This window comes from Stenotrophomonas sp. TD3 (assembly GCF_001939825.1).
Classification (GTDB): domain Bacteria; phylum Pseudomonadota; class Gammaproteobacteria; order Xanthomonadales; family Xanthomonadaceae; genus Stenotrophomonas.
The window spans coordinates 3,519,461-3,532,705 of record NZ_MOYM01000001.1 but is presented as its reverse complement, the minus strand read 5'-3'; the positions used below and the strand labels follow the sequence as shown (position 1 = coordinate 3,532,705).

Below are 13,245 nucleotides of genomic sequence, written 5' to 3'. Positions count from 1 at the left end.
GGCCCCGGCCGGGGCAAATCCGGCCAGTCACACCGGCTTGATCGCCCCCTTCCCTATAGTCAGGCACCCGCCACCGTATGGGATGCCGCCATGAAACCGCTGTCCCTGGCCAGCCTGGCCGTGACCCTGAGCCTGGGCACCATCGCCACGCTCGCCCTGCCCTCCCCCCCGGCCGCCGCGCAGGACGGAGTGATCCGCTGCGAGAGCCAGAACAACCGCGAACGGGTCTGCAACACCGGCTGGCGCAATGCGCAGCTGGTCCGCCAGCTGTCCGGCAGCGCCTGCGACGAAGGCCGCACCTGGGGCAGCCGCAATGGCAGCATCTGGGTCACCAATGGCTGCCGTGCCGAATTCGTCGAGGCCCGTGGTGGCTGGGGCGGCGGCAACGGTGGCGGCTGGGGTGGCAACAACGGCCGGCCCGGCGAAACCATCCGCTGCGAGAGCCAGAACAACCGCGAGCGCAGCTGCCCGGTCGGCTGGCGCAATGCCCGCCTGGTCCGCCAGCTGTCCGGCAGCCCCTGCAACGAAGGCCGCACCTGGGGCGTGCGCAATGGCGCGATCTGGGTCAGTGGCGGCTGCCGCGCCGAATTCGCCGAGGCCCGCGGCTGGGGCGGTGGCGGTGGTGGTGGTGGTTGGGGCGGCGGCAACAGCAACTACTCGATCACCTGCAGCAGCAACAACAACCGCACGCAGAACTGCGACTGGGATGAGCGCCAGGGTCGGCCGGTGCTGCAGCAGCAGCTGTCCGGCAGCGCCTGCCAGGAGGGCCGCAGCTGGGGCTATGCACGCGGACAGGTGTGGGTGAGCAACGGCTGCCGGGCACGCTTCGGCACGCGCTGAGCATGGGGTCGGATCCCTGGCCGATGGCCAGGGTCCTGACCCTTGGGTTCGTGCAGTGACCGGTCGGAGCCCTCCGCAGGAGGGATCCAACCCGTAGATCAGGGTGCTGGCGCCTTCTCGTCGCCCCACGGTGCGGGTGGCAGGTCGACCGGCTTGCTCAGGTCGAACTTCACGCGGAAACGGCGGCCCTCCGGGCGCGTCAGTTCGTAGACGAAGGTCTGGTCGGGGTCGATCTCCATCGCCCAGGTGTTGTGCGTGGAGGCCAGCATGTCGGCACGACGGAACATTGCCACCGAATCGGAGTCGGCCGGGAACTGCTGGCGCTCGGCGGTGCCCGGTGGCGTGCTGTCACCGCCGTAGAGGGTGATCGCATCCGCGCTGCCATCCTGATGGCGGTGATCGTGCTTCAGGCGCAGGCCGTTTTCGGTGCGGGTCAGCACCCAGGTGCGCGAGTGGTCATCCCCCACATGGAAAGGAATCCGCAGTTCATGGGCAGGATCGGCACAGCCACGCACATGCATGACCAGGCGCTGGCCGGCGAACGGGTCCTTGCCGGTCGGTGCCGGCGTGTCCTCCACCACCCGGCCTTCATAGGCCTGGCCGCAATGCGCGGCGATGGCGGCCATGAAGGCATCGGCCGGTGCGGTCGCCAGATCATGCGCGACCGTATCGGAACGCTGCGAGCAGGCAGCGAGGCTGAGCAGGAGGGCGGAAGCGGTAACAGCGGCAGGCAGTCTCATGCCCCAACCCTAACCACCCGGGCCGGAGCACGCAAACCGCGCGGACCGGCCATGTCACCTCAGGGGTGCAGCCAGACCTCGCAGCCACCCAGCTCCTGCTTCTGGCCATCGGCGGCATAGCGGCGGGTGATCTCGGCCAACCATTGCACGCGCTCGGGGCTGCTGCCCAGCTGGTTGGGGCAGTTGACCAGTGCGGCCAACGGCAATCCACCCAGTGCTGCGTCATCTGCAGCCAGCGATGCAAGCACGTCGTCCGATGCCCAGTCCGGAATCATCACGGCGCGGCGGCCGGAGAGATACGGCAGTTCGGAGGACCAGTCCTGTCCGAATGCGACCACCACGCCCTGCGCCGTCGTACCGGCGCGGATGGCCTCGGCGATCTGCGAAACCGGTGTCGGCTGGCGTGCTTCCTTGATGTCCTTCAGCGACTTCACCAGGCCAAAGCCCACCGACAGGACGCACAGGAAGATCGCCAGGGCGACGCCACGGCGCGGCTTGCCCGCCGCTTCGGCCGCCAGCACCGTCGACCACAGCACCAGGCCGATGATCGAAGTGGCGAACACGATGTTGGCCGCCTGGTAGTAGGGATGGGCGATGTGCAGGTTGGTGAAGACCAGGAACGGCGCCAGGTAGGCCAGCAGCAGGATCCCCACCGCCACGCGCGTGCGCTTCTGCCACAGCCCGGCAATGATGAAAATGAGGAAGATCCAGTTGGAGCCGATCGCACCGGAGAAGCGCTTCTTGAACACCGTGCCCCACCAGGTGGCCGGATCCAGGCGCTGCTGCAGGGTGCCGTAGTTCCAGGTGGACAGCGCATCGGAGGTGATCTGCCGGCCCAGCGCCGACTGCGCCTTCAGCGCGTCGGCGTGCTGCAGCCACAGGCTGAGCGTGGCCAGCACGGCAAGTGCGGACAGGCCACCCCAGAACATCAAGCGCCAATGCTGCTGCAGCCACTGCGGACGCCAGCCATGCTCGCGCAGGGCCAGCCACAGGAAGGCCAGCGCAACGAATGCGGCAAAGCCGAAGAACGAGGTGACCTTGATGGCCGCCGACAGCACCGCTGCGACAATGGCGACCAGGCCTACCCATGCGCGCGGCTGGCTGCGCAGGCGTGCCATTGCCCAGACGAAGAGCAGGCCGAAGAACACGGCGCTGGACTCCATCATCACCGAGCGCCCCCAGAACTGCGCGTACGGCGAGACGGCGAATGCGCCGGTCACACACAGCGCCAGCGTGCGATCAGGGCGCCACGCCAGCAGCGTGCGGTAGACCAGCCAGATGCAGCCGACATGGAAGACGGTGGAGACCAGCCGCCCGCTGTTGTCGGCACTCATGCCGGTGATGCTGGACAGCAATGCCGCCAACCACTGGTAGAACGGGAACTCGAACGGAATCGACCAGGGCGCACCCAGGACCGGGGTCACGTAGTCCAGCCAGGGGCCGCCGCGCAGCAGCCAGTCGATCGACAACGCGGTCTGCGTCTGACGGAATCCGGAGGCATCGACCGGCGGCATCGACCAGCTGCAGGCCAACAGGATCAGCAGCGCGACCGCCGAGAACCACAACAGGATCTTGCCCGGCAACAGGCTGCGGTCTGGGTTGCTTTCCTGGGTCACGCCTGTTGCTCCTGACTGTGGCCGCCCACAACAGGGCGCGCTTCACGGGCGCGCAGTGTCTGCGTTGGCGCACGCGAGTGCAAGCCGCGGCATGCGCCTGCGGCTCAGCCCTGCGGTGGCAGCGGCGCCTTCAGCGGCGCGGCGTGGATGACTTCGGTGGCCGCTACCGGTGCGGACTCGCCCTCGCCCGCCGGCTCCTGCTCCACCGGATCGACGTCGAACGGCGTGCGGAACACCAGCGACGGCAGCAGCGTGGTCAGTGCGGCGTACAGCAGCAGCGCGCCGAACAGTACCGCCGGAATCTGGAAGCGCTCGCGCATGATCGCCGCCAGCACCAGGGTGAAGATCAGGGTCGGGGCCAGCGCCAGCGAGACCCGCAGGCTGCTGCGGAAGCTCTCGCCGAACATCACCCGGCGCTGCAGCCAGACCACGCCGATGCGCAGCGGCAGCACCACCAGGGTGATCACGATGCCCAGCCCCAGCGCCTCGAAGCTCAGTGCTTCGCTGGGCACCTTGGTGCCGGCGTTGAAGAAGTAGAACGGCACGAAGAACGAGGCGAACAGGCGCAGCGCATGCAGGTTCTCGTGCGAGGCCAGCAGCGGCATGCGCTGGTGGAGCAGGCGCGCGACCAGGCCGGCGATGAAGGCACCGACCAGGTAATACACACCCAGCAGATAGGTGATGTACGCCGCGACCATGCCGACCATCACCAGCAGCGAGAACTCCGAACCCGGCGCGTGCGGCGCCACCCAGCGGCCCAGCGCGATGAACAGCAGCGGCAGGCCGACCATCATCGCCAGCAGGGCCAGGCTGGACAGCGCCATGTGCCCCGGGTCGCCGGCCTGCAGCACGATGAACAACGCCGCCAGCGCCAGCAGTTCGCCGGCGATGGCCTTGCTGGTCACCCAGAACCGCTCGTCTTCGCTCAGGCCCAGCCGCGACAGCGAATCCATGATGAAGCCGGTGGAGGGGGTCAGCAGCGCCAGCGCCAGCAGCCCGGCGGCCTGCCACGGCAGCCCCGCGTAGCGCCAGGCCAGCCAGCCCACGCCGCACAGCGTGCCGGTACGGATCACCAGGTGCGCCAGCAGCGGCCACATGCCACGGCGCAGCGCCTGCAGATCCACTTCCAGGCCGGCAAACAGGAACAGCGAGGAAATACCCAGCGTGGCCAGCAGGCCGATCACCGCATCGTGTGCCTGGTCGCCCAGCCAGAGCATGCCGATGATGCCGAACAGCAGGCAGGTCAACGGCGCCGGCAGGCTGAAGCGCTGCAGCGCGCGCGGGATCACCAGCAGCGCGAAGATCAGCAGCAGGTAGATCAACTCATGGCTCATCAGGGTCTTCCGTGGGGTTCGAACGCGCGCAGGATGCGCGTGCCCGACCGATCCGGCAAGCCATTTTTGAATGACCCCGGTTACCTCATCCGATCATCGCGTCGGCCAGCGCACCCACCCGCGCAAGCACCGCTCCGCGTTGGTCCTCATCGACCGACGCGCCCTGCAGATAAGCGGTGACCACCCACGCTGCGCCGCCCGCATGCGGCCACAGCACGGCGATGTCGTTGCGCGTGTCTTCACCGTTGCTGCCGGTCTTGTCCCCCACCCGCCAGCGCTTGCCCAGCCCGGCGCGCAGGCAGGCATCGCCGGTCTGGTTGTCGATGAGCCAATCGGCGAACTGCTGGCGCGATGCCGGCTGCAGGCCATTGCCCACCGCGAAGCGGGCCAGGCTGGTGGCCATCGCGGCCGGGCTGGTGGTATCGCGCGGGTCTCCCTTCGCGAACAGATTCACGTCCGGCTCGTTGCGGTCATTGCGGGTAACGCTGTCGCCCTGCCCGCGCAGGAATGCCGTCAGCGCCGACGGCCCGCCCACCACCTCCAGCAGCAGGTTGGCCGCCGTGTTGTCGCTGGTGGTCAGCGTGCCCCGGCACAGATCGCGCACCGTCAGGTCCTTGCCCACGTGGCGGCGCGCCACCGGGGCGTAGGACAGCAGATCCTTTTCGGCGATGGGCACGCGGGTGTCGAGCGAAACGCGGCCTGCATCGGCAAGGCTCAGCACATAGGCAACCAGCATCGACTTGAACGTGCTGCACATCGGGAAGCGCTCGTCCTGCCGATGCCCGCCGATGCGACGGCCATTACCGGTGTTCAGCACGGTGACGCCCAGGCGGCCACCGCTGGCTTTCTCCAGCGCGGCGAAATCGGCGGCGCCGGCAATGGCGGCGGGTGTGCCGGACGAAGGGGCAACAGCCCGCGCCAACGCCGGGGCAAGCAGCGAGGAAGCAACGGCAGCACCACTGAACTGCAGGAATCGGCGACGGGCGAGCATAGGGGTTCTCCTGGTGACCGCTCGATTATTGGCGCCTCCCATGTAGCCGACCAGCGCGAAAAATCAAGGCAAGCCATAAGTTGAATTCATGCCTTTCGTGATCAACTTGTTGAGATTTACGAAATTCCTCATTGAACGGGTAGGATCAGCCATCACCCTGGCTCACGGCTTTCCGATGCTGCACCCGACCCTGCCGCTGAACGCGCTGCGCGCTTTCGAAGCCGCCGCCCGCCACCAGAACTTCACCCGTGCCGCGCTGGAGCTGTGCGTCAGCCAGGCCGCGCTGAGCCACCAGATCCGGGGCCTGGAGGACCGGCTCGGCATCCGCCTGTTCCATCGCCTGCCGCGCGGGGTGGCGCTGACCGACGAGGGCGCGGCGCTGTATCCGGTACTCAACGAATCGTTCGAGCGCATCTCGGCCAGCATCGCGCGCTACACCGGCGGACCGGCCCGCGAGGTACTGACACTGGGCGTGGTCGGCACCTTCGCCACCGGTTGGCTGCTGCCGCGGCTGGCTGCATTCGAGGCCGCGCACCCGGACATCGAGCTGCGCCTGCAGACCCACAACAACCGCATCGACCTGGCCGGCGAAGGGCTGGACCTGGCCATCCGCTTCGGCGATGGCGACTGGCAGGGCCAGGCCTGCACGGCGATCCTCGATGCGCCTTTCGCACCACTGTGCGCACCGGCATTGGCGCGGCGGCTGAAGCAGCCGCGCGACCTGGCCACGCTGCCGTTGTTGCGCTCCTACCGCAGCGACGAATGGCCGCGCTGGCTGCAGGCAGCCGGCGTCAGCGGCGTGGAAGCCCGCGGGCCGGTATTTGATTCGTCGCTGACGGTGGCGATGGCCGCCGCCGGGGGGGCCGGCGTGGCCTTGCTGCCCCTGCGCATGTTCGAACAGGAACTGGCCGAAGGCCGGCTGCTGCAGCCCTTCGGCACCACCCTGGAGCTGGGCCGCTACTGGCTGACGCGGCTGCGCTCGCGCGCCGAACGCGAGCCGGCCAAGCGCTTCCGCGAGTGGCTGCAGGCCCAGGGCGCGTAACAAAAAGGGGACGGAGGGGATTAAGTCGTATGTGCACATACGACTTAATCCCCTCCGTCCCCTTTTTCGCGGAGTCAGGACTCCAGCAGCTCCATCCAGGCGGCTTCGGCCTTTTCCAGCTGCGCGGCGGCGGTTTCGCGGTCGCGGCCGATCACTGCCATGCGGGTGGCGTCGGCGTAGTTGGCCGGGTCGGCCAGTTGGCGGTCCAGCTCGGCCACTGCGCCTTCCAGCTCGGCCACCTTGGCCTCGGCGGCAGCCAGCTTGTGCGGGTTCACCGGCTTCTTCTGCACCACCTGCGCCACCGGGGCGGTCTTGACCACCACCGGCTCTTCCACCTGCTCCATGCGCGCCTTGGTGCCCTGCGCCTGCGGACGGGTGCGCAGCCATGCGGCGTACGCGTCCAGGTCGCCGTCGAACGGCTCGACCACGCCATCGGCCACGCGCCAGTAGGTATCGCAGACCAGGCCGATCAGGTGGCGGTCATGCGAGACCATCACGATCGCGCCTTCGAAGGTGGCCAGTGCTTCGGCCAGCGCTTCGCGCATTTCCAGGTCAAGGTGGTTGGTCGGTTCGTCCAGCAGCAGCACGTTCGGCTGCTGCCAGGCGATCAGCGCCAGCGCCAGGCGCGCGCGCTCGCCACCGGAGAACCCATCGACCGGCTCGAATGCACGGTCGCCCGGGAAGTTCCACTTGCCGAGGAAATCGCGGAACGACTGGTTCGGTGCGTCCGGGGCGATCTCGCGGAAGTGCTCCATCGGCGACTGGCCTTCGTGCAGCGACTCCACCGTGTGCTGGGCGAAGTAGCCGATCTTCAGGTCCGGATGGGCCATGCGCTCGCCGACGATCGGCGCCAGTTCGCCCACCAGGGTCTTCACCAGGGTGGTCTTACCGGCACCGTTCGGGCCGAGCAGGCCGATGCGCTGGCCCGCTTCCAGGCCGAAGCCGACGTTGTGCAGGATCACCGCGTCCTTGCCGTAGCCAGCCTCGACGTGGTTCAGGCGGATCAGCGAGAACGGCAGCTTGGCCGGCGGCGCGAACTCGATGCGGAACTCGCGCTCGGCACGCACCGCTTCGGTGCCGGCCAGCTTGGCCAGGCGCTTCATGCGGCTCTGCGCCTGCGCCGCCTTGCTGGCCTGCGCCTTGAAGCGGTCGATGAAGCTCTGCAGGTGGGCGCGCTCGGCCTGCTCCTTCTCGTGCGCGATCTGCTGCTGGCGCAGCTGTTCGGCGCGCTGGCGCTCGAAGTCGGTGTAGCCGCCCGGGTAGAGCTTGGCGCCACCGCCGTGCAGGTGCAGGGTGTGGGTGGCCACGTTGTCGAGGAACTCGCGGTCATGCGAGATCAGCAGCAGGGTGCCCGGGTACTTCAGCAGCCACTGTTCCAGCCAGTACACCGCGTCCAGATCCAGGTGGTTGGTCGGTTCGTCAAGCAGCAGCAGGTCGCTGGGCATCATCAGCGCGCGCGCCAGGTTCAGGCGCACGCGCCAGCCGCCGGAGAACGAGGACACCGCACGGTGGTGGGTCTCGGCCGGGAAACCGAGGCCGTGCAGCAGCTTGCCGGCGCGCGCTTCGGCGTCGTAAGCATTGAGCTCGGCCATCTTCGTATGCGCCTCGGCCACCGCTTCCCAGTCTTCGCGGGCGGTTGCGTCAGCCTCGGCGGCCAGCACCGCGGCCACCTCGATGTCACCGCCGAGCACGAAGCTCAGCGCCGGGTCGGGCAGCGACGGGGTTTCCTGGGCAACGCTGGCGATGCGTACCTTGCCGGGCAGGTCGACATCGCCCTTGTCCGCCTCCAGCTCGCCCTTCACCGCCGCGAACAGGCTGGACTTGCCAGCACCGTTGCGGCCGACCACACCCACCCGGTAACCGGCATGCAGGGTCAGGTCGACATTGGACAACAGCAGCCGCTCGCCGCGGCGCAAGGCGAAATTACGAAGCGAAATCATGGGGGAAGGCGTCCATATAACCGAATGGAATGTGCTGGTGAGCACTGTTCCTGCGACGCAATTCTAGCGTTAACGAATACTTGACGCGCCCCGGGATGCGCGGCGGCCGGCGTTCCTCTCTCCCACGTCCTCGCCGCGCGCCTCCCGGACCCCCTCCCCGCAAGTGCCGATCCGGGCTAAATGGTTGCTGCTGCAACGTTTTTCCCGATGGCCGGCATTTGACAGCCACTGAATATCCCGTTAATTCCTGCTTTGCGCACCGCAACAACCGCCGTCCGCCTCACCCCCGTGATGTCGATTCCGGTGCCGCCCCCCGCCAACCGGAGCCCCATCCCGATGACCCGCAAGACCAGCCTGATCGCCGCCGCCGTCGCTGTCGCACTCGGTGGCTCTCCGTTCGTCGCCGCTGCCCAGCAGACCGGCACCGCCGCCAACACCCTGGACACGGTGATCGTCACCGGCACCCGCGTGGCCGACCGCACGGTCGCCGAATCGCAGTCGCCGATCGACATCATCACCCCCGAAGCCCTGCAGTCCACCGGCACCAGTGAACTGGCCACCGCGCTGTCGCGCGCGCTGCCCTCGCTGAACTTCCCGCGCCCGGCCCTGACCGACGGTACCAGCGGCGTGCGCCCGGCGCAGCTGCGCGGCCTGTCGCCGGACCAGGTGCTGGTGCTGGTCAACGGCAAGCGCCGCCATACCTCGGCGATGATCAACGTCAACGGCAGCATCGGCCGTGGCTCGTCGGCGGTGGACATCAACGCGATTCCGATCGCCGCCATCGAGCGCGTGGAAGTGCTGCGCGACGGCGCGTCGGCGCAGTACGGTTCGGACGCCATCGCCGGCGTCATCAACATCGTGCTCAAGGGCAGCGGCAGTGGCGGCAGCCTGGCGGTGGACTACGGCCAGTACTCGGCCGGTGACGGCAACAAGTACCAGCTTTCCGGCGATACCGGCGTCGAGTTCGGCAACGGCCGTGGCCGCGTGCACGTGGCCGGCCAGATCAGCCAGCAGGACGAGAGCAACCGTGCGGGCCCGTACCGCGGCACCACCCCGAACACCGGCAACTACCCGAGCATCGGCCAGAAGACCTTCATCGTCGGCGACCCGCGCGTGGATGCCACGGCCGCCTCGGTCAATGCCAGCTTCGACTTCAGCGACCGCGTGACCGGCTACGCCAGTGCGCTGCTCAGCAACCGCGACATCACCTCGTTCGCGTTCTACCGCTCGCGCAACCACAACGGGCAGACCGCGCTGCTGGCGCAGACCTATCCGGACGGCTTCGTGCCGGAGATCAACCAGTACTCCAAGGACCGCTCGCTGGTGGCCGGGGTCAAGGGCAGCACCGACAACGGCTGGACCTGGGACCTGAGCCTGAACCATGGCGAGAACACCCTCGACTTCCACACCCGCAACAGCATCAACTACAGCCTGGGGGCGACCAGCCCGCGCTCGTTCTACGACGGTACGCTGAAGTACCAGCAGGACATCTTCAATGCCGACCTGACCAAGTCGCTGGACTGGGGCCTGGCCTACCCGGTCACGCTGTCCTTCGGCGGTGAGTACCGCAAGGAGAAGTGGGACCAGAAACCGGGCGAGCTGAACTCGTACACCGGCAGTGGCGCGCAGGGCTTCGGCGGCTTCACCCCGACCAATGAAGTGCATGCCGACCGCCACAACTACGCGGTCTACGCCGGCCTGGAAGCAGACCTGACCGAGAAGTTCTCGGCCGGCATCACCGGCCGCTATGAGGACTACTCGGACTTCGGCGACCGCTTCTCCGGCAAGCTGTCGGCGCGCTATGCGTTCACCGACAAGGTCGCGCTGCGGGCCACCGCCTCCAGCGGCTTCCGCGCACCGTCGCTGGCACAGCAGGGCTACCAGGCGGTCACCAGCCAGTTCACCAATGGCGTGTTCGTCGAGCGCGGCACCTTCCCGACCACCAGCCAGGCCGCACAGGCACTGGGCGCCTCGCCGCTGAAGGCCGAGACCTCCACCTCCTACAGCCTGGGCCTGGTGCTGCAGCCGGTCGACCGCCTGTACATCACCGTTGATGCGTATCAGATCGACATCGACGACCGCATCGCGCTCTCGTCGAGCATCACCACCAATGCCGCCAGCAGCGCGCTGCTGACCACGCTCGGCCTGCCGCAGGTGACCGCGTTCTCGTACTTCACCAACGGCCTGGATACGCGCACCCGCGGTGTCGACTTCGTGTCCAGCTACACGGTGCCGTTCAGTGCCAGCAGCCTGGAACTGACCGCGGCGTACAGCTACAACGACACCGAAGTGCGCCGCGTTGGCGGCACCCCGGCGGTGTTCGGCACGCTGGGCCTGAACCAGTCGCTGATCGGCCGCGATGAGATCGGCCGCATCGAGGACAGCTACCCGCGCGACAAGGCGATCCTCAGCGGCACCTGGCGTTCGGACCACTGGGAACTGGGCCTGGCCGCCACCCGCTACGGCAAGTTCACCGTGCGCAACTCGGCCACCGCGCTGCGCGACCAGACCTACGGTGACAAGTGGGTGCTGGATGCCTCGGCCAGCTACAAGCCGAGCAGCAACTGGACGCTGACCGTCGGTGCCGACAACCTGCTGAACGAGTACCCGGACCGCACCGAAGACCTGCAGAACTCCACCTTCGGCATGCTGCCGTACAGCAACTACTCGCCGTTCGGCTTCAACGGCGCGTACGTGTACGGCCGCATCAAGTACACCTGGTAAGTGGTAGCGCCGGTCGCTGGCCGGCAATCCCCTGGTGGGGTCAGATCCCTTTTCCTTCGGGAAAAGGGATCTGACCCCATTCGCATTTAAGGTTTGCCGTATCTGGCCTCATCGGTGAAAATCGGGATACCCCCGATTTCCTGCGAGTGCCGATGCACCATGACACCGACCTGATCAACATCGTTGCCGTTGGCCTCGGGCTCGCCTTCATCTTCGGCGCGCTGGCCAACAAGCTCCGCTTGTCTCCCCTGGTCGGTTACCTGGTTGCTGGCATCTGCGTAGGTCCGTTCACTCCCGGCTTCGTTGCCGACCAGGCGCTGGCCAACCAGCTGGCCGAGCTGGGCGTGATGCTGCTGATGTTCGGTGTCGGCCTGCACTTCTCGCTGAAGGACCTGATGGCGGTCAAGGCCATCGCCATCCCCGGTGCCATCGGCCAGATCGCCGTGGCCACCCTGCTCGGCTGGGGCGTGGCCTCGCTGATGGGCTGGCCGGCCATCCATGGCGTCATCTTCGGGTTCTCGCTGGCCACCGCCAGTACCGTTGTGCTGCTGCGGGCGATGGAGGAGCGCCGCCTGCTGGAGACCATGCGCGGCAAGATCGCGGTCGGCTGGCTGATCGTGGAAGACCTGGCCTGTGTGCTGGCGCTGGTGATGATGCCGGTGATGGCCGGTGTGTTCGGGCCCGACGCGGCCAAGGAATCGCACTCGCTGGGCAGCGTGCTGGCCGACATCGGCTGGACCTTCGTGCAGCTGGGCCTGTTCGTGGCAGTGATGCTGGTGGTCGGCCGCCGGGTCATCCCGTGGATCCTCGAGCGCATCGCCGGTACCGGTTCGCGCGAACTGTTCACCCTGTCGGTGCTGGCAATCGCGCTGGGCGTGGCGTTCGGCTCGGCGATGCTGTTCGGCGTCTCGTTCGCGCTGGGCGCGTTCTTCGCCGGCATGCTGCTCAACGAATCGGAGCTGAGCCACAAGGCCGCGCATGATTCGCTGCCGCTGCGCGATGCGTTCGCGGTGCTGTTCTTCGTCTCGGTCGGCATGCTGTTCGACCCCAACATCCTCATCCAGCACCCGTGGCAGGTGCTGGCCACCGTGCTGATCATCATGTTCGGCAAGTCGGCCGCCGCCTTCTTCATCGTGCGTGCATTCGGCCACCCGACCAGCACCGCGCTGACCATCTCGGCCAGCCTGGCGCAGATCGGCGAATTCGCCTTCATCATCGCCGGCCTCGGCGTGGCACTGCAGATCCTGCCGAAGGAAGGCCAGTCGCTGGTGCTGGCCGGTGCGCTGGTGTCGATCATGCTCAACCCGCTGGTGTTCGGCCTGCTCGACCGTTGGCAGGCCAAGCAGGAACAGCAGCCGCAGCCGGCCGAGCCGGAAGAAGCCATCGGCCCGTCGCGTGACCTGAACGCGCACGCCATCGTGATCGGCTACGGCCGGGTCGGCAGCGAGCTGGCGCAGGTGCTGCGTGATCGCGGCGTGCCGGTGCTGGTGATCGATGACAACAAGGACCACGTGGAGCGTGCGCATGCCAATGGCATCGCGGCGATCCGTGGCAGCGCCGCCGCCGACCGGGTACTGGCCGAGGCCCATCCCGAGCGCGCGAAGATCGCAGTGCTGGCGATTCCGCAGCCGCTGGAAGCCGGCGAGGCGCTGGCCAAGCTGCGTGCGATCAACCCGGAGCTGACCCTGCTGGCGCGTGCGCACAGCGATGCCGAAGTGAAGCATCTGCTGGAGCACGGCGCCGATGGCACGGTGATGGCCGAGCGCGAGCTGGCGTATTCGCTGGCGGAGATGATCATGTCCACACCGCCGTACCGGAATCTGGGGCAGCACAGCATTCCGGTGGTGTAAGGGGTGTGCGTGCGGCAGGGCTTGCAGCCCTGCACCTGCCGAAACAACGGCAACGGCAACGGCAACGGCAAAAGCTGGCATTGCGTGGGATGGCGGGGTGGGTCCGGTTGCGGGGGCCGCTGCAAGTACGTCCATGTAAGCTCGGTCGCCGCATCCATGCGGCTCACG

Annotated in this window: 9 protein-coding genes; 4 read left to right on the top strand and 5 right to left on the bottom strand. The window is 67.7% G+C overall.

All coding sequences use genetic code 11. From position 1 onward, the window contains the following. Positions 1 to 90: 90 nt before the first annotated feature. Positions 91 to 840, top strand: a complete 750-nt coding sequence (locus tag BKE09_RS16390; RefSeq protein ID WP_075676466.1) for a DUF3011 domain-containing protein — start codon at positions 91 to 93, stop codon at positions 838 to 840. Between the two features lie 98 nt (positions 841 to 938). On the opposite strand, the gene BKE09_RS16385 is transcribed toward BKE09_RS16390, so the two are convergent. The 4 genes from BKE09_RS16385 to blaL2 all read right to left on the bottom strand — a co-directional run bounded on the left by BKE09_RS16385 (position 939) and on the right by blaL2 (position 5,521). Then, the gene (locus BKE09_RS16385) at positions 939 to 1,580 is read right to left on the bottom strand and encodes a hypothetical protein (RefSeq protein ID WP_075676464.1); all 642 of its coding nucleotides are present in this window, start codon (positions 1,578 to 1,580) and stop codon (positions 939 to 941) included. A gap of 59 nt (positions 1,581 to 1,639) precedes the next feature. Continuing rightward, positions 1,640 to 3,196, bottom strand: coding sequence for a glycosyltransferase family 39 protein (locus BKE09_RS16380; protein ID WP_075676462.1), 1,557 nt, complete (start codon positions 3,194 to 3,196; stop codon positions 1,640 to 1,642). Between the two features lie 104 nt (positions 3,197 to 3,300). After that, complete coding sequence (locus tag BKE09_RS16375) at positions 3,301 to 4,530, bottom strand: cation:proton antiporter (protein WP_075676460.1); 1,230 nt, start codon at positions 4,528 to 4,530, stop codon at positions 3,301 to 3,303. A gap of 85 nt (positions 4,531 to 4,615) precedes the next feature. Further along, positions 4,616 to 5,521 carry a L2 family extended-spectrum class A beta-lactamase gene (gene blaL2, locus BKE09_RS16370; RefSeq protein WP_075676458.1) on the bottom strand — a complete coding sequence of 302 codons (906 nt, stop codon included), beginning with the start codon at positions 5,519 to 5,521 and terminating at the stop codon, positions 4,616 to 4,618. A 175-nt stretch (positions 5,522 to 5,696) separates the two neighbouring features. On the opposite strand from blaL2, the gene ampR reads away from it, so the two are divergent. Then, positions 5,697 to 6,563, top strand: a complete 867-nt coding sequence (ampR, locus tag BKE09_RS16365; protein ID WP_049465574.1) for a LysR family transcriptional regulator AmpR — start codon at positions 5,697 to 5,699, stop codon at positions 6,561 to 6,563. A 74-nt stretch (positions 6,564 to 6,637) separates the two neighbouring features. Here ampR and BKE09_RS16360 read toward each other — a convergent pair whose 3' ends face one another. After that, on the bottom strand, positions 6,638 to 8,503 hold the full coding sequence (locus tag BKE09_RS16360) for an ABC-F family ATP-binding cassette domain-containing protein (protein WP_075676456.1): 1,866 nt from the start codon (positions 8,501 to 8,503) through the stop codon (positions 6,638 to 6,640). A 336-nt stretch (positions 8,504 to 8,839) separates the two neighbouring features. Here BKE09_RS16360 and BKE09_RS16355 point away from each other — a divergent pair, with 336 nt between their 5' ends. Together BKE09_RS16355 and ybaL are read left to right on the top strand one after the other, a co-directional pair. Further along, complete coding sequence (locus BKE09_RS16355; protein WP_075676454.1) at positions 8,840 to 11,227, top strand: TonB-dependent receptor; 2,388 nt, start codon at positions 8,840 to 8,842, stop codon at positions 11,225 to 11,227. Between the two features lie 152 nt (positions 11,228 to 11,379). Beyond that, positions 11,380 to 13,077, top strand: coding sequence for a YbaL family putative K(+) efflux transporter (ybaL, locus tag BKE09_RS16350; RefSeq protein WP_049443065.1), 1,698 nt, complete (start codon positions 11,380 to 11,382; stop codon positions 13,075 to 13,077). Positions 13,078 to 13,245 lie beyond the last annotated feature (168 nt).

Excerpts from the sequence above, each read along its gene's own strand:
- ampR (WP_049465574.1), top strand. The coding sequence starts at position 5,697 with ATGCTGCACCCGACCCTGCCGCTGAACGCGCTGCGCGCTTTCGAAGCC.
- BKE09_RS16390 (WP_075676466.1), top strand. The coding sequence starts at position 91 with ATGAAACCGCTGTCCCTGGCCAGCCTGGCCGTGACCCTGAGCCTGGGC.
- BKE09_RS16355 (WP_075676454.1), top strand. The coding sequence starts at position 8,840 with ATGACCCGCAAGACCAGCCTGATCGCCGCCGCCGTCGCTGTCGCACTC.
- BKE09_RS16385 (WP_075676464.1), bottom strand. The coding sequence starts at position 1,580 with ATGAGACTGCCTGCCGCTGTTACCGCTTCCGCCCTCCTGCTCAGCCTC.
- BKE09_RS16360 (WP_075676456.1), bottom strand. The coding sequence starts at position 8,503 with ATGATTTCGCTTCGTAATTTCGCCTTGCGCCGCGGCGAGCGGCTGCTG.
- blaL2 (WP_075676458.1), bottom strand. The coding sequence starts at position 5,521 with ATGCTCGCCCGTCGCCGATTCCTGCAGTTCAGTGGTGCTGCCGTTGCT.
- ybaL (WP_049443065.1), top strand. The coding sequence starts at position 11,380 with ATGCACCATGACACCGACCTGATCAACATCGTTGCCGTTGGCCTCGGG.
- BKE09_RS16375 (WP_075676460.1), bottom strand. The coding sequence starts at position 4,530 with ATGAGCCATGAGTTGATCTACCTGCTGCTGATCTTCGCGCTGCTGGTG.